We start from the raw sequence: 21283 nt of genomic DNA, 5'->3' as shown, positions 1-21283 counted from the left end.
CTCACGCGTCAGCCGGCACGGCTTCGACCGCAGCCTGTGAACGAGCCCAGATCCGCTCGACCAGCGCGCACACGAACCCCGCTGCCGCGACGATCACCCCGAGGATGATCCAGCCGGGCTTGCCCCAGTTGACGCACATCGCGATGACGACGATGGGCGCCACCGCCTCGGTCAAGCCGTATCCGAGACCGAACACGCCCTGGTACTGGCCATGGGCCTCCGGTCGAGCCAGGGCGAAGGAAAGCTCGAACGCGCCACCCGCCTGCCAGACTTCGGCCAGCGAGTGCACGACGACGCCTACGAGCAGCAGCGTGATCGCAAGCCACGCGGCGGGCCCGGACGCCATGGCGATGAGGATCCAGGACACCAGGAACAGCGGGCCGGACAGCGCGAGCAGCCGCGCCGCGGAGCGCGGCCCGTCGATGGAGCGCGTCGCGGGGACCTGAGTCGCCGCGACGATGGCCGCTTCGAAGAACAGGACGACGGCCGCTACCCATCGCGGCACCGCCGTGTGCAGGACGATCCACACGGGAAGGCCCGTGACCAGGACGAAATACTGCAGGCTCGCGACCGACGAAGCGGCGGTCAGCGCGAGGTAGGGCAGGTCGCGCAGCGCCACCCACCGGCGCTCCTTCTTGCGCTCGGCGCTGTCCTTTCCGGCGGAGCGAGTCGGAGGGATGTGCGGGAGCCGCGCCAGGATGCCGGCGCCGATCAGGAAAGTGATCGTGTCGGTGAGGATCATGCCCACGTACGCCGGTCGGGTGTCGACGGCCAGGACGACCGCGGCTCCGATGGTCCCGATGGCGAGCCCGACGTTGGTCACGGCACGCAGGTACGTACGCAGTTGCGCGCCCTTGCCCTCCTCGGCCAGCGCGCCGATCATCGCGCCGCGCGCGCTGCCTGTTCCCGAGCGGCCGACGGCAGCGGCGGCGGCCACGACCACCAGCGGCCACAGGCTGTGCACGAACAGGAGGCCGACGCTCGCCACAGCCTCCAGCAGCATGGATCCGATGACCACCTCCCGCGCGCCGCGTCGGTCCGCCTGGTCACCGATCAGCACTCCGGAGCCGAAGCCGATCAGCGACCCCACCGTGAGGCCGATACCTGCGTTCGTCGGACTCAACCCGGCGGACCTGATGAGGAAGATCGTCCCTGTGGACAGGAATATCCCCATGCCGATGGTGTTGACGACGGTCGACAGCGCGAGCAGCCGCTGGCGGGGATCCTGTGGACCACTCAGCGCGGTGCGGAGCTTGGTCAGCTGGTTCATGGTGCGACACCCTTGTTCACGTGGTTTCTCTCTTTTGAACTGCGCCCGGCGCAGGGGTGGTCAACCGGCGTCGCCGTGCTCACCGAGAGGTCTGTGGTGGCCCCTCGGCGAGCACGGCGACGCGGCATGGCAGGTCCCGCCAGTACGCTCAGGAAGCCGAAAGGAGGGCGTCCTCGAGCCGGACGAGGTGCGCCTGGGTCCATCGGGCCACGCGGCGGGCGCAGTCGCCGTCGGACTCCCCGGGACGGGCACCGTCCAGGACCATCGAGCGATATTCGTCGACCGTGATCCCGCATTCCGGCGTGCCTTCGAGACGGCGCAGCAGCCACTTCCTGCGCCGGCACAGCTGCCCGGCCAGAACCAGACTCGCGTCCGCCACGTGATCTGCCGCGATGTCGGCGGACACACGAGCCGACATGAAGTCACCGGAGTCGAGCTGACCTGCGACATCGGTGAAGGAGTTCTCTGCGTCGGCCTTGAGAAGGCGGGCGAGTGCCCGCTTGTACGACGAGCTGTCGAGCAGCTCGTTCATTTCCTGGAAGAATTTCTCGTTCTTCAGCGGAATACCGATGGAGAGTCGGTAGACGAAATCCTGGAGAAAGTCGCCCATGGAGCAGAACTCGACCTCGGTTTCGAGGTAGCGCGCCAGCGCCGTGGCGAGCGTGTTGGTCGGCCACACCTTCAGGTCGACGCGCGCGCCGTCGTAGACGCCCATCCAGTTGTGCCAGCGGATCCCGCTGGGGTCGGCGCCGGGCCAGGTCTCCATGGTCTCGTCGACCGGTAGAACGAGTTCCTTGTCGGAGAACACATAGAGGTCGATGTCGCTGAAGGTGTTGCCCCACCCGGCCGCCGTCGAGCCCGTCATACAGACGGCCTCGGCCTCGGCCAGTCCGGGAAAGTGCTTGAGGATGGCTTCGAAGGAAAGGTCCGGTGGAGTGAGGACCCTCGGCTGTGCGCAGATGACGTCGATGGTGGGATTAAACATTAGGATCTCCCGGATAGAAGGGATTCTCGGTTTGTGGAAATTCTGTTAGCTTCGTCACGCTGCGCCTTGAATGACGCAGAGGGTAGGATCTGTTTTATGAATATTCCAAAGCAATCCTCGACGCTGATTCCATGGAGTGCGGAAACAGGGAATGGAACCGCCTGTATATGTATTCCGTGGGCCGGTGCCGGGGCGGCTCCTTTCCGCGCCTGGGCTCCGGTGCTCGGCGACGCGGCCGACGTATACGGCGTCCGGCTCGCCGGCCGCGAGAGCCGGCAGACGGAGCCGCCGGCGACAGCCCTCGGTGACGTCGTCGACGAGCTGGTTCGGGAGCTGACCGAGCTGGGCGCACCCCGAGTCGCGCTGTTCGGCCACTGCTCCGGGGCGCTGCTGGCCTTTGAGCTGGCGCACGCGCTGCGCCGATCCGGCAGCGCCCCCGAGGTGGCTCACCTGTTCGTCGCGTCGCAACTTCCGCCGCGTCTCTTCCAGAACGCCCGCGTCGACAAGGATCAGGACCTCGCCCGCTACGTGCCCGAGGAGTTCCGGCGAGAACCCGAACTGCTCGAGGTGCTCCTCCCGATCCTCACCGCGGACATGAAACTGGTCTCGGACTACGCCCCTTCGGCGGACGCCCCCCTCGACGTGCCGCTCACCGTTGTGTACGGCGCATGCGACGTCGACCTCGGCGGCGCCGAGGTCGACGGCTGGCGCCACGAGACCACAGGCCCGACCGCGTTCCGTGAGATCGCCGGTGCCGATCATCTCTTCAGCGGCCCCGCGTGGCTGGAGCTCGCGGAGACGGTCCGTGCCGCGCTGACCTGAGCGGCCCGCCGCGCTCGGCTCACGCATCGCCGAGAAACGCCGCAAGCTGCGCGGGAGTCGGGTGGGAGAAGACGTGGACGATCTGCAGGCGCGGCCAGCGTCGGCGCAGGATGTGGACCACCCGCAGCACTGTCGCCGACGTGGCTCCCAGGTCGAAGAAGCCCGTGTCCGGGTCGACGGACTCCAGGTCGAGCACCTCGGCCCACACCGCCGCGATGACGTCGCCGGGGGCGCCTTCCAGAGCGAGGTGGTTCTCCGGGGCGCTGGTGCGCTCAGTCATCCATGGCCTCTCGCAGTGTCGTTCCGACCCGGTGCAGATGGTCGAGATCGCTGGCGTCGAGGACCGTGGCGATCACGCCGTCGACCCCGGCCGCGCGGTACTCCGCGACCTGGCGCCGCACCTCGGCGGGGGTGCCGCAGAGCGCGAGGCCTCGAGCCGCGCTCGGCGCCACGCCCAGCAGGGATCCCAGCCGTTCCAGCGCTTCCTGGAGCTCTGCCTCGGAATCGGTGACGATCGCGGTCCCCAGCCATGTCTTGCTGATCTCGCCGCTGTCGCGACCCACCGCGGCGCACGCCCGTTCGAGGACCTGGATTTTGTGGCGCACCGTGGCGGGTCCGCCGAAGAAATTGCACGCGTCCCCGTGCCGCGCCACCAGGGGGATGAGGACGCGTTCGCCGCCGCCGCCGATGAGGATCGGCGGACCGTCGGGATTGACCGGGCCGGGCACATTGAGCGCTTCGTCGACGCTGTGATACCGGCCGGAGAACCGCGCGGCGTGCTCGGTGAACATCGCCCGGCAGATCTGCACCGCGTCGTCGAGGCGTGCCAGACGTTCCCGGGGCGGCTGGAAGTCCATGCCGTAGGCGCGGCACTCCTCCTCGTGCCAGCCGGCGCCTATGCCGAGGACCGCACGACCGCCGCTGATGATGTCAATGGTCGTCACCATCTTCGCCAGCAGTGCCGGGTTGCGGAATCCATTGCATGAGACGAGCACGCCGAGGCGGGCGGCCGAGGTGACGGCCGCCAGCGCCGCGAGGGTGGTGTACGCCTCCAGGATCGGTTCGTCCGGCTCGCCGACCGACGCGATCTGGTGGACGTGGTCCATGGTCCACAGGCTGTCGAAGCCGGATGCCTCGGCAGCGTGCGCGATGTCCACAATGTGCTGGAAGAGCTTGTTGTCCATCACTCCCGGGAAGGAGTAGCCGGCCAGCTGCAGGCCGACCCGGGTGATCGCGGGGCGGCTCATCCGGCGACTGCCGACTGTGCGAGAGCTGCGGCATCGGCCGGCGTCAACTCCTCGACGAGACCGAGCTCCAGCAGCCGCTCGCAGAGGTCGTGCACCGGCCCGCGGACCTCCGCGGCGGACAGTCCCAGCTTCTCGGCCACGCCGTCGACCACCTGGGCGAGGTTCCGGCGCCCGTCGATGAGCAGCCAGACCACACGCCCGTCGCTGTCGATCACATAACGGCCGACCCAGGTCTCGAGCAGCACGCCGCCCTCGGTGCGCTCACTCAGTCCGGCCACCTGTCCGGTCATGCGGGCGGTCACGTCCAGCCGGCGGACCAGGGCGGTGTTGTCGTTGACAGTGCTCATGAGGTTGTCTCCATAGCTAGGGTCTGATCGAGGAAAGCTGCGCTGGCAGCGATCGTGGGAGCGACGAACGGGAGGTCGACCGGAATGTCGAGTCCGAGGCCCGCGTTCAGGCGGGCACCGATCTCCACCGCGTACAGGGAGTCGCCGCCGAGGTCGTCCACGAAGTGTGCGTCGTGCGCGATGTGCTGAACGCCCAGGACTTCGCACCAGACCTTCTCGACGTAGGCGACGACGCTCGTCGCGTCGGCGCTGCTCGAGCCACGCGGCTCGACGTGGTCCGGCTGGACCTCGGGGCGCTCGAGCCAGAACCGACGGCGCGTGAACGGATACGTCGGCAGCGGAACCCGGCCGCGCGGCTCGTCGCCGTAGTAGGCGGCCCAGTCGACACAGACTCCCGCTCGCCACGCCGCGGCCGCCACCTCGGCCAGGTCGAACGATGGGCCGACCAGGACCTGACCGGCCCGCTCGCGGATGGATCCGGCGTCGGCGCCGGTGCAGGCGTCGACAGCTGCAGCCAGTGACGCGGGATCAGCGCCGCCGGCAAGCCACTGCGCGGCCGGACGTGCCCAGTCCGGCGCGTCTATCCGGGAGAAGGTCAGCCCCAGGCGGCGCAGGATCCGGACAACGCCGAGCGCGGCCAGCGCGCCGGCCTGGTGCGGGGCGAGGTTTGTGAGCCCCGGCTGCCCGGTGAGCCCGGCTTCTTCCCTGAGCTCGGCGACCGCTGGGCCCAGTAGCGGCTCGGTGGCGAGAAGCCGCTCTCCCATTGCGGCCAACTCGTCGGGCGTCCCGTGGATTGCCAGGGACCACCGTGTGGTGGGCCTGCCGGCCTCGGCGGGGATGCGGAGCCGCGCGACGGCCTCGGCCCGGTCGGCGGCGACGGCCGCCCAGCGGCGGGTGAAGCGCGCCCGGCCCACCGCGAGCGTGTGCGCGGTGTCGGCCAGCGTGGACAGGTCCAGTGACGGCGCCGCCGCGAGCCGGTCGGCGAGTCGCTGCCGCATCCGCTCCAGCTCTTCGTCCGAGCGGGCCGACAGCGCGAGGACCTGACGCGAGCGCGCGGCGTCCGCGGCCGGAACGGCGGACACCGACTCGACAACCACGTGCGCGTTGGACCCCCCGAGGCCGAACGAGCTGACGCCCGCGACACGCGGTCCCTCGGCGTCCCAGGCCCGTGTCTCGGCGGTGACGGTGAAAGGGGTCGAGTCGAGGTCGATCTCGGGGTTCGGGGCGCGGAAGTGCAGTGTCCCCGGCATGACGGCCCGCTCGACCGCCAGGGTCGCCTTGATCAGCCCCGCGACGCCCGCCGCCGCGTCGGTGTGCCCGATGTTGGGCTTGACCGCACCCAACGTGAGGGTCCGAGGCTGTCGGTGGGGAGTCGCGAAGACGCGCCGGAGCGCCTCGAACTCGACCGGGTCGCCGATCGCGGTCCCGGTGCCGTGGGCTTCTACGTAGCCGACCTGCTCAGGTGTCATGTCCGCGCGCGCGAGCGCGGTGCGGATGACCGTTTCCTGGCCGTCGATGTTCGGGACGGTGAACCCGGCGCGTGATCCACCGTCGTTGTTGACCGCCCATCCACGGATCACAGCCCTGCGGCGGTCGCGACCGGCTTGCGCGTCGGCGTCGCGCCTGAGCACCACGATTCCGGCGCCGGAGCCCGGTATCGTGCCGGAAGCCCCGGCGTCGAAGGCGCGGCAGCGCCCGTCCGCCGACAGAATCCCGCCCTCCGTGTAGGTGTAGCCGTCGACGTCGGGCATGAGCAGGCTCACGCCACCGGCCAGGGCGATGTCGCAGTCGCCGGCTGCCAGCGACGCACAGGCGAGCGCCACAGCGCTGAGTGCCGTGGCGCAGCCGGTCTGCACGGTGATCGCGGGCCCGGTGAGACCGAGCTTGAAGGCGATTCGCGGAGCGAGGAAGTCCTTCTCGTTGGCCAGCGTGATGCGCACGTCGCCGCCGCGTCCCGCGCGGGCCTCCGTCGGGGCGACGTACTCGCGGAAGTAGTGGTTCTCACCGGAGCCGACGAACACACCGACGACCGCTTCACGTTCCCCGGCGTAGCCGGCGTCCTCCAGAGCCGCGGACGCCACCTCCAACAGCACGCGCTGCTGAGGGTCCATGGTGACGGCCTCTGCCGGCGGTACGCGGAAGTGGTCGGCGTCGAACGACTCGACGTCACCGACCTTCGCGACGGCGCGCACATAGCGGCCGTCGCTTACGCCGTCGTCCGGCACGGACTCACCCTCGTCCGGACGGCTGACCGACTCGACGCCGTTGACGAGGTTGGCCCAGTACTCCTCGACGTTGTCGGCTCCTGCGAAACGTGCCGCCATACCGATCACTGCGATGGGCCGTGCGTGAAGTGGCGTTGGCTGCATATGAGAACTCCTGGAGGATCGAGGTGCCCTGCGGCCACTCAGCGGGCGGCGGCAGCGCGACGTACGAAGACAAGCGTGAGAGACCACCCGGCCGCGAAAGGGGCCGGTCCGGTGGTGCCGGCGAGGCCTTCAGCGCGCGGGCTGACCGAATGGCCGCTCGACAGCGGTCGACGACACCGGCTCACCCCGCACTTCCGGCACGGACCCGCTCAACGAAGTCGGCGAGACGCGGTGCTTCGAACAGCGCGCGCACCGGTACGTCCGCGCCGAGTTCCCGGCGTGTGCGGCTGACGACCTTGATCACCATCAACGAGTGGCCGCCGAGAGCGAAGAAGTCGTCCGCGGACCTCACCTCGGCAACTCCGAGCTCCCCGGCCCAGATACCGGCCACTGCCGCTTCGAGGGAGTCGGTAGGGGGGTGCTGTCCCACGGCCGGGTCCACCACCCTCGTCACCGCACGGGCCTGGTCGAGCAGTGCCCGGCGATCGACCTTGCCGTTGGGTGTCAGCGGCATGCGGTCCAGGATGCGCAGTTCATTGGGGACCATGTGGCCGGGCAGCCGATCGCTCAGGAAGGCACGGAGCCCGTCCGCGTCCGGGCCGCCGGAGCGGACGGTCGCCCAGGCGAGGAGCCGGGACCCCACCGACTCGCCGGTGTCGGTCACGACGCAGGCGTCCACGACGTCCGGGTGAGCCTTGAGCGCCGCGCCGATCTCGCCGAGTTCGACTCGGTAGCCGCGGACCTTCACCTGCTCGTCGCGCCGCCCGACGTAGAAGAGCTGACCGTCGGCCCCCGCCCGTGCGAGATCGCCGCTGAGGTAGGTCCGGCGCTGGTCCCCGGGCCCCCAGGACGCTGTGCGGAAAGCACGTGCGGTGGCCTCGTCGTCGTTGAAGTAGCCGCGGGCCAAGCCGGGTCCCGAGACCCAGATCTCGCCGACCTCACCCACCGGGGTCGGCGCGCCCTGCTCGTCCCGCAGCGAAACGGCCAGGTCGGACAACGGCACACCGATGGGGCTGCCGGTGCCGGCGGCCGCGTCCTGCGCCGTGATCCGGCGGTGGGTGACGTGGACGGTCGTCTCGGTGATCCCGTACATGTTCACCACACGGGGGTGTTCGTCCCCTCGACGGCCGAACCATCCGCCGAGTGAGGGCGGGTCGAGCCGTTCACCGCCGAGGATGATCAATCGCAGGCGGTCGAGCCGGGCCGGTCGGCCCTCGTCGGCAGTGGCCAGTGCGGCCAGGGCCGAGGGCGTCTGGCTGAGGACCGTGACGCCCTCGCGGTCGATCAGGTGGAGAAGCTCGTCGGGCGTACGGGCCTTGTCGTCGTCGACGACGACAAGACGGCCGCCGAAGAGCAACGCCCCCCACATCTCCCACACCGAGAAATCGAAGGCGTAGGAGTGCAGCATCGTCCACACGTCGTCAGAGTCGGGACCATAAAGGTCTGCCGTCGCGGCCATGAGCCGGGTGACGTTGCGGTGGGTGACTTGCACGCCTTTAGGGGTTCCGGTCGATCCCGACGTGAACATCACGTAGGCGAGATCGTCCGGGTCCACCTGGACGCTCGCCGCCGGGCAGTCCCGATCCGAGGTCTCGCCGGCGAACACGAGCGGGCTCGGGTGCCATTTCCCAGCGCGACCGGCAAGCTCCTCATCGGTCAGAAGCACCCGGGGAGCCACCCGCTCGACCAGGCTCTCCAGGCGGGCGTCGGGATAGCGGGGGTCGAGCGGCACGTAGGCGGCGCCGGCCATGAGAACGCCGAGAATGGCCGGCACGACCTGGCGGCGGGCGACGAATACCGGCACCAGATCGCCCGGCCGCACACCGGCGGCGACCAGCCGACCAGCTATGCATCCGGCCAGGGTGTGGAGCTCCGCGTAGGACATCGAAGTTCCGCCGGCGGTGAGTGCCGTGGCCTCGGGGCTCGTGGCCGCTTGGCGGGAGAACCTGGAGTGCAGCGTATCGGCGGCTACCGCAAGGTCAGTCAATTCAAGTGTATTGATTTCCACTTCCGGCAACTTTTCCCTCGGATATCGAAGCTGGTCGGTTTGGGATCCTAGCCGATGGAAAACTTAGGGTCTTCTCAAAATGCGACGGCTCCTTTGGAGTTCTTCGAACTCATGGGTGTCCGCCGGTTCCTTTAAGGGGTGGCCGAATCGCTGCGACAACGGTAAGGGATCCCTTGCGAGTTGCACGCCTTCAGCATGATGCAGTGCAGGATGTTGACCTGGGTACGGTCTGGCTGCCGTATGTGCCCGTGGCTCACACTCAGTAGAAGCGCGACTTATTGGATTGGGAGTGTTCTCGTGGAATCCTCTGAAGCAAACTGGTTGTGGCCGTCGGGAGGCCATTCTGAGCTGCCACCCGTGGAGGTTCATTGCCACGGGTTCGGTGATGTCGACTTCTCGGACTTTACGAAGGTCGACCTCGACCGGCTCGAGGAATGGTGCGCACGCGAGGGCGTTCTGAGCCTGCCCACGATGTACCTCCACCGGTCCCAGCTGGCCGAGTTCGAGGCGTTCGTCCGCGAGTACCACCGCATGCGGGGCGACGGCCGGCTCCAGCACATCGCCGGCATCGCCCTGGAGGGCCCGCTGCTCGCCAGCCACGGCGGTACCCCTGCCGCGACGGTCTGGGCGCCCACGCGGCACGAGTGGGAGCGCCTCGCGGCGCTGGGGCCGTACGGTCTCATGTACACCGTGGTGTCGCCGGACGCGTTCTCGCCGGCCTCGGAGCTGACCGGTCAGCCCGGCGCCCAGGAGACCGGCTTCGACTGGATCGTCCCCCTGCTCATGGCCCACGGCATCCGCCCGGCACTCGGGCACTTCACCCGGGCCGACCCGGCGGCCAGCGCGGAACTCGTCGATGAGATAGCCGAGTTGGCCTGGCAGGCCGAGTGGGCGGGCAACGGTGTCCGGGTCGTCACCGACCACCTCTTCAACGACATGCCGCTCAACATCCGGCACGCGTTCCGCACATCACGGGCGCGCGCGGAGCGGGACGCGGTCATCGCCTCCTACGACTTGCCTTCGTGGACGCTCGACAGGATGGCGGAGATCGCCGGACCGGTGCCGGCGGCGATCATGCGCCAGGCGGCGGCGGGACGGATCGGCGCCTGCATCAACTTCGACGGCGAGCACGTCGACCTGGCCATCGCGGCCCGTGCGGTGCAGCTGATGGGCGCCGAGAACTCGATGATGATGACGGACCGCTGCGACTCGGCCCGGCTCGGCGGCCAGGGCCTGCACCACATCGAGGACAACGGCCTCTGGTACCAGCAGGACGGCATCGTCGCGGCAGGCTCCGTGCCCCTCGCCCGCCAGCAAGCCAACGCCCTGTCGCAGGGCCTCACGCCCGCGGAGGTCCAGGCCCTCGTGGCCGGCACGGCGCACCGGGTGTTCGGCATCTCCGCCATGAAGGATCTGCGCCTCCCCACCGCCTGACGAAACAAGGAGCCACCCATGCTGGAAGATCTCGACCGGCTGGTCGTCGACTGGTCGGACCTGCCCAAGGCCCGTGCACAGACCCGGGAGATCCTCACCGCGCTCGCCGAGGACAAGGCGACGCTGACCCAACTGCTGGAGCGCGCACGGGAGGAGGAGGACCTCTTCGACAAGTGCGAGCACCACCGGCTGCTCGACAAGCTGGTCATCTACGACGCCCTGGACCGCGGCTTCCGTATCCGCGTCCACGTCTCGACCGAGGACCACCGGGACCGGCCGCACGACCACCGGTTCACCTTCACGTCGCTGATCATGCGCGGACAGTACAAGCACGTGCGGCACGAACTGGTCGGGCGCCTCTCCGACGAAGACATCCCGCAGAGCGCCCAGGACGACTTCGACGCCGTCCCGACCGACCTGCGGGTCGTGCCCAGGTTCGTCACCAACGAGCAGGCGGGCAACTGCTACACGCTCCACCACAGCGAGATCCACACCACGTACACCACCCCCGACACCGTCTCCCTCTTCCTGCGCGGCCCCGCCGAGAAGGAGCGCTCGATCATCACCGAGCGCGAGACCGGCCGGGTGTGGTGGCGCTTCGGCGAGGGCAAGGAGAAGGCCGAGCGCCAGGGCAGCAAGCGCATCAGCAAGGACTACTTCGACGAACTCACCGGCCGCCTGCGTGCCATGGAGGTGCTGTGATGGCCACCCGCCCCGGCGACGACCTGCTGGACCTGACCCCCGCGATCCTGCTGGCGCCGCCCTCCGAGGCCGAAGTGACGAAGGCCGAGGCCCTGATGGCCTCGCTGCCCACCGTTCGCTGGGACGAACTCGAGCGCGCGGCAGAGATCACGGACGCGATCGCCCACCGCCTGGGCGACGACCGCGAGCTGCTGCGCACCCTGGTGGCCCGCGCCATCCGGACGCCCGAGCTGCGGCAGAAGTTCGAGTGCCACGCCCTGGACGACAAGATCGTCATCTGGGACGACCAGGAGAAGGGCCTGCGCATCCGGCTCCGGCTCGCCAACACCAACCAGTACGAGCGGGTGCACAACCACCGGTACAGCTTCACGGCGTACATCCTGCACGGCGCCTACCAGCACACGCTCTACGCGACGGACCAGCCGCTCGACGAGAGCGCCGACGTCTCCCGGTTCTGGCCGTACTTCGTGCGCGAGGAACCGGCCGGCCGGGTCATCACCCTCGACCACGATCAGCTGCACACCACCATCACCGAGCCCGAGACCATCTCCCTGATGATCCAGAGCCCGGCCCAGAAGCGCCGCGCCTTCATGATCCGGCGCGACAACGGGGACGTGTGGTACCGCTACGGCACCGCCGACGAGTCCGAGGAGCGCCGCTCCGAGGTGCTGATGTCCGACGAGCGGCTGCACCACTGGCTGTCGCGCCTCGAAGCGTTCGGCCTGCTGTGAGCATGTCCTACGGCCACCTCGGCTACGGTCCGTCGCACTGGCAGCGGATCGATCTGTACGGGCCCGCAGAGCCGGAGGAGACTGAGGCGACGGTGGCGGGAGCGGCCGCTTCGGCCGCCCCGGTGGTGCTGGTGCACGGCGGCTTCTGGCGGCACGACCGTACGGCGCAGGACCTGGAACCACTGGCCTGTGCCCTGGTCGGACGCGGTCACCGGGTCGCCGTGGTGGAGTATCGGCCGAGCTGGGACGGCGGCGTCTGGCCGGCCGCCGCCGACGACTGCCGTGCCGCGCTGCGGACGCTGGAGGAATCGGACGCGAGCTGGGCCGGTGCGACGCTCGTCGGGCACTCGGCCGGCTGCCATCTGCTGCTCGCCTCGATCGCCGGGACGGCCCGTGGAGCCACCGCGGTGCTGCTCGCCCCGGTGACCGACCTCGCCGAGGCATCCCGCCTCGGGGTGGGCGGCGGATCCGTGGACGACTTCCTCGCCGCCCATCTGGCGGCCGGGGGCAGCCACGAGCAGGCCACCCCCGAGCCGCACCCGGCCGATCTCGCTTCGCTCACCGTCGTGAGCGCCGAGCACGACCAAGCCGTGCCAAGGAAATTGACGGATCTTCAGTTGGATGACTGGGTCGGGCGTGGACTGCCTGTGACATCCGTGCAAGTGCCGGACGCCCGGCACATGCACCTGGTGAACCCGGAGCGCCCGGCCTGCTGCTCCGTCGTACTGCCGCTGCTGGCAGGCCACGCCTCGATCGTGGAGGAATGAGAGAACGATGACGGCGACCACCGCCGAGGCAGACCCGGGCACGCACCTCGTGCCGGAGACGAACATGTCCGCCGTCAGCCCCAGGGCGTTCGACTCCCTGTCCGCGGACCCGCGCAAGCGGGCCGCGTACCGGCTGGACCCCTACGCCCGTGAGGGGCTCGACCTGTTCCGCTCGCCCGGCGACCGCGCCTGGCTTTACAAGACCACCTTCGTGGTGATCAAGCCGGACGCGGTCGTCGGCCGGCGCGGCGGGCTGGTTCTGGACATCCTGGGGGAGGAGGGCTGGCAGCCGATCGCGGCCCGGCCGTTCACCTTCGACCCGCTGCTGACCCGGGAGATCTGGCGCTACCAGTTCAACGCCGCATCCCGGCAGCGGATCGCGGTGGTGGATCACCTGCTGGGATCGAGCCCCTCGCTGCTGGTTCTGCTGCGCGACACTCGCCGGGCGGACGGGCTGCCCGCCAGCGTCCGGCTGACCGCGGCGAAGGGGGGCGCCGATCCGCAGGCGGCTCACGCGCGCGATCTGCGTACCCGGTTCGGCAGGGTCAACGGCCTGTTCAACTTCATCCACACGGCTGATGAACCGGCCGATCTGGTACGGGAGTTGCGGCTGTTCTGCTACCGGACCGGCACCGACTGGCTCCGCGCCGCCCTCACCGCGACACCGTCGTCCGCCGGCGAGGAATGTCCGGCTCGAAGCCTGCTCACCGGCCTCGAGGCCGACGCTCCGACCCACGACCTGGACTCGGCGCAGAGCCTCACCCGGCTGGCCGTCCGCTCCGATGTCTGGGGGAGCCTCGCCCGCGAACACGGCACCCATGACGCCGTACGGCCGTGGCTGTCGGCCCTGGACGAGTCCGACCTCCCGTCGGGCACGGCCCGATGGGACGTCCTGTCGGTCCTGACAGACTGGATCGACTGCAACGAGCCAGGCGTCGCACCCCTGTTGGCGACCGTCTCGGCGACCGACTGGAGGAAAGAAGCGTGACGTCCCTTCCCCTCGCTCCACAAGCCGTCGTCTTCGACTGCGACGGGCTGCTGGTCGACACCGAGGTCTGCTGGACCAGAGCCGAGACCAAGATCTTCGCCGCGCACGGTCATGACTTCGGGCACGAGCAGAAGGCACTGGTGATCGGCCGTACGCTGGCGAGCGCGGGCGAGGCGATGGCCGACTACTTCGGCAGGCCCGCAGCCGGCCCCGAACTCGCCGCGGAGCTCTTCGAGCTCGTCCGGCAGGAACTGGCCGGCGGCGCCGAAGCCCTGCCCGGGGCGGCCGAGTTGGTCAAGGCCTGCGCCCGGGCCCTCCCGGTCGGGGTCGCCAGCAACAGCCCCCGCGAACTTCTGGACACCGCCCTCACCTCGGCCGGCCTCGCCGACTTCTTCCCGGTCTCCTTCGCGGCCGACGAGGTGGCGGACGCCAAGCCCGCCCCCGACCTCTATCTGAAGGCGTGCGACGCGTTGGGGGCGGCGCCGGAGGCCTCGGTGGCCTTCGAGGACTCGGCCACCGGGATCGCCTCGGCCCGGGCCGCGGGGCTGTTCGTGGCAGTGGTGCCGTCGCTGCCGGGGAGCGAACTCGACCACGACTGGCTCGGCGGCAGTCTGGCCGAACCCGAACTGGTGAGGTGGGCGGCGGGACTCGGGTATGACATCGCCCTGTGACCTGCTGGTCTGTCTGTGCTCCCGGGTGAGCGAGGGCGAGCTGATCGAGGCCATCCACGCCGGGCACCAGGACGTCGCCGCGCTGCGCGAGGCCACCGGGGCCAACACCGGCTGCGGCGACTGCCTGGAGGACCTGGAGGACCTGCTGGCCCACGAGGCGGAGGGAAACGGCTCGGAGGAAGGCGGCCCGCAGAAGCCTGCACTGCACCATCCTGAGGGCGGTCCCCTCTAGTCCGCGGCGAACGGCTGGGAGAGGGTGAGCCGGGAGGACGGCTCCGCGAGCGCGAGCCGTCGCCGCTCACCCGGCCGGCAGGCCGGACCCATGAACGGGTGGAGCGCTCGTCCCTCTCAGCCATTCGCATCGCTGCCCGCCCGCCCCCGCCCGCAGAGCATGGAAACGGCCTCCACTTGCATCGGCCGGGCCCGACCCGCGGGCCGTCGGCGCGACTTCGCAGGAAGGACATCACCATGGCTCTCGGCACCGACGGTTTCGCCGTCATCGACCTGCCCCCCACCCCGGCCGAGGTACTGGCCAGCTACGAGGACCTGCCGGTCGACGCCTACATGGGCCATGGCACCCGGTACAAGAAGTTCTCGCAGTACCGGCTGTCGGCGGCGCGGGACGGCGCGGGATGGGACTTCGAACGGCTGCCGCACCGGGACTACACCGCGCACCGGAAGTTCAACCCGGTCGGCGGCGGCAAGCGGCGCACCTATCTTCCGGTGGCGGTGGACTTCACGCCGCTGATCGACGCGGGGGCGCGGTCGCTCGGGCTGGACCGGGGCGAGGACTGGCAGACCAACCTGCACCAGAACCGCACCCGTGCCGCACCCGGACGCCCCGGTCCCCTCACCCCGGAGGGCGTGCACCACGACGGGCACGAATTCGTGATGATCGGCGTGTTGCGCCGGGAGCGGGTCGACGGCGGCGAGACCCGGCTGTGGCGGCCGGACGCCCCGCAGCCGTTCTGGACCGGTGTGATCCGGCCCGGCCAGGCCGTACTCCTCGACGACCGGGCGATCGCCCACGACGTCACCGATGTGGTGGCGGCCGGTGACGAGCCGGGCCACCGGGACATCTTCATCGTCGCCTTCTCCCGCTGGAGCGAGAAGTGGTACGGCGAGGAGCACGACGCGGCCGCCCTGACGGACAGCGAGAGCTGAGCAGCACAGAAACGGTTCTTCTCTGTATGGACACCATGGACACCGACTTCACGGCCCTGTTGGGCAACAGCCTGCCGGCCGTGCTCCAGGCACTGCTCGCCCTGCCCGCCGACGATCTGCGGCGCGCCAGTGAGGACTACGGCTTCCGCGGTGAACTGGCTGCCGCCTGCCGCACCCTGACGGCACGCGCGTACGGCAAGGCAGAGCGCGCCGCGCTGCAGGAGGTGCACGCGGTGCTGGCCCTCATCTACGACCGGGACTTCTCCGGGGTCGCGGTCACCGACACCGACCGCGAGGAACAGCCGATCCTGCGGGACGTCGCCGCCCTCCTGGAACACGCCGTACTGCGTCACGAGACGGAGCGCGTACCCGCCCGGGAGCTGACCGGCTACCCGGAGACGGGACCGGAGTACGTGCGCTGGCTCAAGGCGATGGTGAGCCGGCACCCCGCCGGCCGGCACCCGCTCTACCACCAGCACCTGGCCGAGCACGGCAGCGTCGAGGACCTGCGGCTGCTGCTCGCCCAGGAGACCAATCTCGACCCGCGCTTCGACGACATCCTCGCCGCGATGCAGATCGGCCGGCAGGGCGCGGAGAAGATGGAGATCGCCGCCAACTACTGGGACGAGATGGGCAACGGCGACCTCGCCCTGGTGCACACCACACTGTTCGGCCGGGCGCTGGAGGCCGTCGGCGCCGATCCGGACTACATATCCAAGACGTTCCTGCTGGAGGCCTCCGTCTCCGGCAACGTCTCCTCCTTGCTGGCGCTCTCCCGCCGCCACTACTACAAGGCGGTCGGCTACTTCGGGGTCACGGAGTACCTGGCTCCGCGGCGCTTCCGGTGCGTCGTCGACGCATGGCGCGGTCATGGCCTCGACGAGGTCGGCATCGTCTACCACGACCTGCACATCGGGGTGGACGCCGGTCATGCGGCCGGCTGGTTCAAGAACGTGGTCAGCCCGCTGGTGACCGCGGACCCGCGGGTCGGCCGGGAGATCGCGCTGGGCGCCGCGATCCGGCTCAACACCTCGCAGAACCACCTCGACGCCCTGCTGCGGCGCATGCACGCCACCGAGCGGGTCGCCGCCTCGGCGGCCTCCTGAAGGGAGGACCACCGGTGCGCCAAGTCACCTGGCAGCCCGCAGACTTCGTCAAATACGAGGCGCTGGGCAACGACTACGTCGTCGTCGACCCGCGGTACGCCGCCTTCGCACCACTGCCCGAGAACGTCCGGCGGGTGTGCGACCGGCACCGGGGCCTCGGCGCCGACGGCCTGCTGTACGGACCGCTGCCCGCCGCCGACGGCTTCCGGCTGCTGACCTTCAACGCGGACGGCTCCGAGTGCGGCGGCAGCGGCAACGGACTGCGGATCTTCGCCTGGTACCTGCGCGAATCCGGCCACACCGAAGCGGACGTGATGACCCTGCGCACACCCTCGGGGACGTCCACGGCGACGATCGTCGACGCGGACACCGGCGTCGTGCGCGTCGGCCTCGGCACCGCCCGCACCGACAGCGGCGCCGTCGGGGCGCGCGGTCCGGCCCGCACCATGCTGCGCGAGCCCCTGAACGCCGCGGGCCGGCGGTGGGAGGCCGGCTGCGTACGGCTGGGCAGCCCGCACTGCGTGCTCCCCCTCGCCGACGCTCCCGCCGACGCGGAGCTTGCGCGCCGGGTGGGCGCCGCGGTCAGCGGCCACGACCTCTTCCCCGACCGGATCAACGTGGAACTGCTGCACGTCACCGACCGCGACAACCTCAGCATCGAGGTCTTCGAGCGGGTGGCCGGCCACACGTCGGCCTCCGGCGCCGGCGCCGCCGCCGCGGCGTACGTGGCCCACGCGCGCGGCCTGTCCGGCCCCCGGGTCACGGTGCATATGCCCGGCGGCCGGGTCGCCGTGGACATCGGCGAGGACGGAGCGGTGTCCCTCACCGGCGAGGTCGGTCCGGTACTGCGCGGGCACTGGGCGCCGCGGCTCGCACGATCGCTGTCGGGGTGAGCCGATGACGACCGCGCTCACCGACGACGAGTACCCCATGCGCCGCTGGTTCTTCGAGGACGCGGCCGGCCGCTACGACGTGGACCTGGGCGACAGCTACATGGACTGCGGATCGGTGGACGACCTGCCCTACCCCGCCGGCCTGTCGCTGGACTACGGCAGCAACCGCGGCAGCGTCCCGCTGCGCGAGCTCGTCGCCGGCCGCTACGGCAGGGCCGCCGGCGACGTGGGCGTCACCCACGGCGCGCAGGAGGCGCTCTACCTGCTCCACCGGGTCCTGCTGCGCCCCGGCGACCACGTGGTGGCCTTCACCCCCGGGTGGCCGCAGGCCTGGGAGGTGCCCATCGAACTGGGCTGCCGGGTCGACCGCGTGGGCACCACTCCCGACGGCGACCCGGACATCGCGCACGCGGTGCGGCTGATCGGCCCGCGCACCAGGGCCGTGATGCTCAACTCCCCCTGCAATCCGACTGGACGGCGCGTGCCGGAGCGGGACGTGGCCTCGCTGCTCACCGCGCTGCGCGCGCACGGCAGCCACCTGATCCTGGACGAGGAGTACGTGGCCGACCTTGCCCGCGACTCGCTGCTCGGCCGCTACGAACGGGCCGTCTCGGTCTCCGGCGTCTCCAAGGTGTACGGCTTCCCGGGGCTGCGCACCGGGTGGATGTGCGGGCCCGCGAACCTGGTGGCGGCCGCCATGGAGCGCAAGCACTCCACCACCCTCGCCAACTCCGTGCTCACCGACGCCCTGGCGGCCGAGGTGCTGCGGCGGCACGACCACTACCTCGACCGCTACGTGCGGCTGACTTCCGGCGGCATCGAGGTGCTGCGCGACTGGGCGGCGCGGCACCAAGACGTCTTCCGGCTGCTGGAGCCGCAGGGCACGCCGTTCGCCTGGCTGGCGATGACCGGTGCCGGCACCTCCCTGGCCTTCTGCCGTGAAGTGCTGCGAGCGGGGGTGCTCCTGATGCCGGCGGAGGTCTTCGGCGCCGAGCGCGGGCTGCGGATCACCTTCGCCCGTGAGGAGTCCGTCCTGCGCGAGGGGCTGCGCCGCATCGACGCGGTGCTCGCCGGGCACAGCCCAAGCGCGGGGGCGGCGGACCGGTGACCACGGCACACTCCGCCGACCTGTGGCCGCGGCCGCTGCCGCCCTGCGACACGGCCGACGACCCGCGCGCGGCGGCCCAGCTGTTCGACGGCGTGAAGGGGGCCGACGGCCCCTGGCGTCCGGTGCGGCCGCTGCTGGTGGGCGCGGACACGTACCGGGACCTGGTCCAGCTGTCCCGGCGCGCGGCCGAACTGGTGCTGGCCGCCGCCCGGCGCCGGGCGGACACGGCCCGCGACCTGCTGGCGGCGCTCGGCTCCAGGCAGGAGGACTACCCACTGCTCGATCCCGGCGACCCGGTCGGGGACCGGCTGCTGACCGCGGTCCGCCCCGACATCCTCATGGAGGGCGGCGTCGCGCGATTCGTGGAGCTGAACGTCGACGGGGCGCTGGGCGGCGTACTCCAGGCCGATCTGCTCAGCGGCCGCTTTCTCGACCGCTACCATCGCAGCGGCCTCGTCGGCCGCCTCGGCCTGTCCGCGGCGCCGTCCGCCGTGCGGGCCAGGGCCGAGGCGCTGCGCACCTTCCTCGGACTGCCCCGGGACGCCGCCGCCCGGGTGCTCATGCCGCACTTCACCGGGGGCCATCTGCCGGGGCTCGACGACTGCGCCCGGTTCGCCGACTGGCTCGCGCCCGTCTTCCGGCACGCCCGGGACCACGGCATGCGGATGTTCTCCCATCCCCTGACCGCGCTGACCACCGCACCCGACGGGACCCTGCTGGCCGGCGGGAGAGCGGTCGACGCGGTGTTCCGGACCTTCGTCAGCCACGGGGAGCCGCCCAGCGCCGGACTGACGGCGCTCCGCCGGGCGTTGGACGCCGGCGCCGTGCGGATGTTCACCCCGGAGAGCACCATGCTGCTCACCAACAAGATCACGCTGGCCTGGCTCTGGGACGACCTGGACCTGCTCGACCCGGCGGACCGGCGGCTCGTCGAGACCCACGTGCCCAGGACCGTTCGGCTCCGCCCCGCCGACCGCGACACCCTGGGCCGCGCGGTGCGGGACCGCGCCGGCTGGGTGCTCAAGCCCGCCGACGGCTTCGGCGGCAGCGGCGTCGTCGTCGGCGCCGCTGCCGACGACGCGGACTGGCGGACGGCGCTCGACCACGCGGCACGGCAGGGCGGGCACGTGCTCCAGCGGTACGTCGACGCCGACCGGACGGCCATGCGGTTCGTGCGCACCGTGGACGGCGAGGTCGCCGACGCCGAGGTGCCGTACGTGCTCGGACCGTTCCTCTACGGACTGCGGGGCAGCGGTCTCCTGGTGCGGCACGGCACACCGGCCGCGGCCGACGTGCTCAACGCCGGCCGGGGAGCCGCCATGAACACCGCCCTGCTGGCCGGTGGCTAGCCGATGTCCCAAGGCCTGACAAGCCGTCCGAGGCACGCGCTGAGGCTGGACTTCCGGTTCCGTACCTTCCAGGTGTCGGTCCTCGGCTCGAACCTCGCGGACGGCATATACCTCGTCACCATCCCCCTGCTCGCCCTGTCGCTGACCGGTTCCGCGCTGGTTGTGAGCGCGGTCGGCGTGGCGCTGCGCGCGCCGTGGTTGCTGCTCACCCTGCCCGCCGGCGTGGTGGTGGACCGGTTCCCCCCGCTCACCGTGATGCGAGTGGCGTCCATGATCCGGCTGCCGCTGGTCGCGGTGCTGTGCGCGCTCGCCTGGGAGCGGCTGCTGCCCGTCTGGGGGCTGGTGACCGCGGCCTTCCTGATCGCCGGGTGCGGCACCTTCATCGACGTGGCAGCCCAGTCCCTGGTCCCGCGGATGGTCCCCAAGCCGCTGATCCCGCGGGCCAACGCCAACCTGCAGTCGGGCCTGACGCTGACCCAGCAGTTCGCCGGCCCCGCGCTGGGCGGTGTGCTGGCGGCGGTCACCGGCGCCGGGATCGCGGTGTCGACCACGCTGTACGCGGCGACCCTGTCCGGCCTGCAGGCGCTGCAACGGCGGCTGCCCGGGAGTGGCGACCGGCACGCGGGCGCCACGCCGGGCGGACGATTGACCCTGCGGGCGATGTTCCGGGACCTGGGCGAGGGCGCCCGGTACTTCCGCACCAGGCGCGATCTGATCGGCCTGGCGGTGGTCGCCGCGACCGGCAACCTGGCGTTCGCCTCGGTCACCACGATGCTGCCGCTGTGGGTGGTCGCCCCGGGCCGCTTGGGACTGCCCAAGTCGGCGCTGGGGTTCATCGCCGCGGCGCCCGCGGTGGGCGGTCTGCTCGCCGGGGCGGTGGCGGCGCGGATGCTGAGCCGGTTCGGTGCGCGCGCGGTGCTCGGCTTCTGCGCGCCGGCCGTCGGTCTGTGCTTCGTGCTGATCGCGGTGCCCAGCCCGTTCGCCGCCTTCGGGGCGATGGCGGGCTATGGGGGGTTCACCGTGGCGCTGAACGTGATGAGCATGTCGCACCGTCAGTCGACCATCCCGGAGCACCTGTTCGGCCGGGTCAACGCCGTCTACCGGTGGATCGTGCTGGGTGTCTCCCCGTTCGGCGCCGGGCTCGGCGGCCTGGTGGCCGACCACTTCGGGGTGGCGGCCGTCTTCCTGTGCGCCGGCGCGTTCGCCGGCGGCGCCGGGGTACTGCTGCCCGCCCTGCTCTTCCGCTCTTCACCTCCGGATCCGGCCCGGAGCCAGGACCCCGGACCGGATCTACGCACCGACGCACCGACAAGGACGTGACA

General features: G+C 70.9%; 21 protein-coding genes. 14 read left to right on the top strand and 7 right to left on the bottom strand.

The window, feature by feature from the left end; all coding sequences use genetic code 11:
- Window position 1: 1 nt before the first annotated feature.
- Together AB0D27_RS21760 and AB0D27_RS21755 are read right to left on the bottom strand one after the other, a co-directional pair.
- Window positions 2-1270 (bottom strand): MFS transporter, encoded by a 1269-nt coding sequence (locus tag AB0D27_RS21760; protein WP_362511132.1) that lies wholly within the window; start codon window positions 1268-1270, stop codon window positions 2-4.
- 148 nt (window positions 1271-1418) lie between these two features.
- Window positions 1419-2255: a hypothetical protein gene (locus AB0D27_RS21755; protein ID WP_362511129.1), complete on the bottom strand. Its 837-nt coding sequence runs from the start codon at window positions 2253-2255 to the stop codon at window positions 1419-1421.
- A 96-nt stretch (window positions 2256-2351) separates the two neighbouring features.
- On the opposite strand from AB0D27_RS21755, the gene AB0D27_RS21750 reads away from it, so the two are divergent.
- The gene (locus AB0D27_RS21750) at window positions 2352-3077 is read left to right on the top strand and encodes an alpha/beta fold hydrolase (RefSeq protein ID WP_362511127.1); all 726 of its coding nucleotides are present in this window, start codon (window positions 2352-2354) and stop codon (window positions 3075-3077) included.
- 19 nt (window positions 3078-3096) lie between these two features.
- Here the strand turns inward: AB0D27_RS21750 and AB0D27_RS21745 are convergent, their stop codons facing one another.
- From AB0D27_RS21745 to AB0D27_RS21725, 5 genes are all read right to left on the bottom strand, one after another.
- Window positions 3097-3357, bottom strand: a complete 261-nt coding sequence (locus AB0D27_RS21745) for an acyl carrier protein (protein ID WP_362511124.1) — start codon at window positions 3355-3357, stop codon at window positions 3097-3099.
- The gene (locus AB0D27_RS21740; RefSeq protein WP_362511121.1) at window positions 3350-4324 is read right to left on the bottom strand and encodes a TIGR03560 family F420-dependent LLM class oxidoreductase; all 975 of its coding nucleotides are present in this window, start codon (window positions 4322-4324) and stop codon (window positions 3350-3352) included. Before AB0D27_RS21740 ends, AB0D27_RS21745 begins: the two co-directional genes overlap by 8 nt.
- A complete protein-coding gene (locus AB0D27_RS21735) occupies window positions 4321-4671 on the bottom strand; it encodes a PqqD family peptide modification chaperone (protein WP_362511118.1) in 351 nt (116 codons plus the stop codon). Before AB0D27_RS21735 ends, AB0D27_RS21740 begins: the two co-directional genes overlap by 4 nt.
- Window positions 4668-7040, bottom strand: a complete 2373-nt coding sequence (locus tag AB0D27_RS21730; RefSeq protein WP_362511115.1) for a beta-ketoacyl synthase N-terminal-like domain-containing protein — start codon at window positions 7038-7040, stop codon at window positions 4668-4670. The genes AB0D27_RS21735 and AB0D27_RS21730 overlap by 4 nt, the downstream gene beginning before the upstream one ends.
- A 181-nt stretch (window positions 7041-7221) precedes the next feature.
- Window positions 7222-9048: an amino acid adenylation domain-containing protein gene (locus AB0D27_RS21725; protein WP_362511112.1), complete on the bottom strand. Its 1827-nt coding sequence runs from the start codon at window positions 9046-9048 to the stop codon at window positions 7222-7224.
- A gap of 357 nt (window positions 9049-9405) precedes the next feature.
- Between AB0D27_RS21725 and AB0D27_RS21720 the strand changes: the two genes are divergently transcribed.
- The 13 genes from AB0D27_RS21720 to AB0D27_RS21660 all read left to right on the top strand — a co-directional run bounded on the left by AB0D27_RS21720 (window position 9406) and on the right by AB0D27_RS21660 (window position 21281).
- Window positions 9406-10482, top strand: a complete 1077-nt coding sequence (locus tag AB0D27_RS21720; protein ID WP_362511110.1) for a hypothetical protein — start codon at window positions 9406-9408, stop codon at window positions 10480-10482.
- Window positions 10483-10500: 18 nt separating this feature from the next.
- Window positions 10501-11184 carry a hypothetical protein gene (locus tag AB0D27_RS21715; RefSeq protein ID WP_362511108.1) on the top strand — a complete coding sequence of 228 codons (684 nt, stop codon included), beginning with the start codon at window positions 10501-10503 and terminating at the stop codon, window positions 11182-11184.
- Window positions 11184-11915 carry a hypothetical protein gene (locus AB0D27_RS21710; RefSeq protein WP_362511105.1) on the top strand — a complete coding sequence of 244 codons (732 nt, stop codon included), beginning with the start codon at window positions 11184-11186 and terminating at the stop codon, window positions 11913-11915. The genes AB0D27_RS21715 and AB0D27_RS21710 overlap by 1 nt, the downstream gene beginning before the upstream one ends.
- Window positions 11916-11917: 2 nt before the next feature.
- Window positions 11918-12682: an alpha/beta hydrolase gene (locus AB0D27_RS21705; protein WP_362511103.1), complete on the top strand. Its 765-nt coding sequence runs from the start codon at window positions 11918-11920 to the stop codon at window positions 12680-12682.
- A 7-nt stretch (window positions 12683-12689) separates the two neighbouring features.
- Window positions 12690-13670, top strand: coding sequence for a nucleoside-diphosphate kinase (locus AB0D27_RS21700; protein WP_362511100.1), 981 nt, complete (start codon window positions 12690-12692; stop codon window positions 13668-13670).
- A complete protein-coding gene (locus tag AB0D27_RS21695; RefSeq protein ID WP_362511097.1) occupies window positions 13667-14341 on the top strand; it encodes an HAD family phosphatase in 675 nt (224 codons plus the stop codon). The genes AB0D27_RS21700 and AB0D27_RS21695 overlap by 4 nt, the downstream gene beginning before the upstream one ends.
- Window positions 14325-14573, top strand: coding sequence for a (2Fe-2S)-binding protein (locus AB0D27_RS21690; protein WP_362511094.1), 249 nt, complete (start codon window positions 14325-14327; stop codon window positions 14571-14573). The genes AB0D27_RS21695 and AB0D27_RS21690 overlap by 17 nt, the downstream gene beginning before the upstream one ends.
- A gap of 236 nt (window positions 14574-14809) precedes the next feature.
- The gene (locus AB0D27_RS21685; RefSeq protein ID WP_362511091.1) at window positions 14810-15505 is read left to right on the top strand and encodes a 2OG-Fe dioxygenase family protein; all 696 of its coding nucleotides are present in this window, start codon (window positions 14810-14812) and stop codon (window positions 15503-15505) included.
- Between the two features lie 26 nt (window positions 15506-15531).
- Window positions 15532-16611, top strand: coding sequence for an iron-containing redox enzyme family protein (locus tag AB0D27_RS21680; protein WP_362511088.1), 1080 nt, complete (start codon window positions 15532-15534; stop codon window positions 16609-16611).
- Between the two features lie 14 nt (window positions 16612-16625).
- A complete protein-coding gene (dapF, locus tag AB0D27_RS21675) occupies window positions 16626-17504 on the top strand; it encodes a diaminopimelate epimerase (protein ID WP_362511085.1) in 879 nt (292 codons plus the stop codon).
- 4 nt (window positions 17505-17508) lie between these two features.
- Window positions 17509-18612 (top strand): pyridoxal phosphate-dependent aminotransferase, encoded by a 1104-nt coding sequence (locus tag AB0D27_RS21670; protein WP_362511082.1) that lies wholly within the window; start codon window positions 17509-17511, stop codon window positions 18610-18612.
- Window positions 18609-19961 carry a hypothetical protein gene (locus AB0D27_RS21665; protein ID WP_362511080.1) on the top strand — a complete coding sequence of 451 codons (1353 nt, stop codon included), beginning with the start codon at window positions 18609-18611 and terminating at the stop codon, window positions 19959-19961. Before AB0D27_RS21670 ends, AB0D27_RS21665 begins: the two co-directional genes overlap by 4 nt.
- A gap of 3 nt (window positions 19962-19964) precedes the next feature.
- Window positions 19965-21281 carry an MFS transporter gene (locus AB0D27_RS21660; protein ID WP_362511077.1) on the top strand — a complete coding sequence of 439 codons (1317 nt, stop codon included), beginning with the start codon at window positions 19965-19967 and terminating at the stop codon, window positions 21279-21281.
- The last annotated feature ends 2 nt before the right edge of the window (window positions 21282-21283 follow it).

It is taken from the genome of Streptomyces sp. NPDC048415, from assembly GCF_040651675.1.
Classification (GTDB): domain Bacteria; phylum Actinomycetota; class Actinomycetes; order Streptomycetales; family Streptomycetaceae; genus Streptomyces.
Note: the sequence above shows the minus strand (reverse complement) of the source record. Positions and strands in the feature narration are given on the sequence as shown.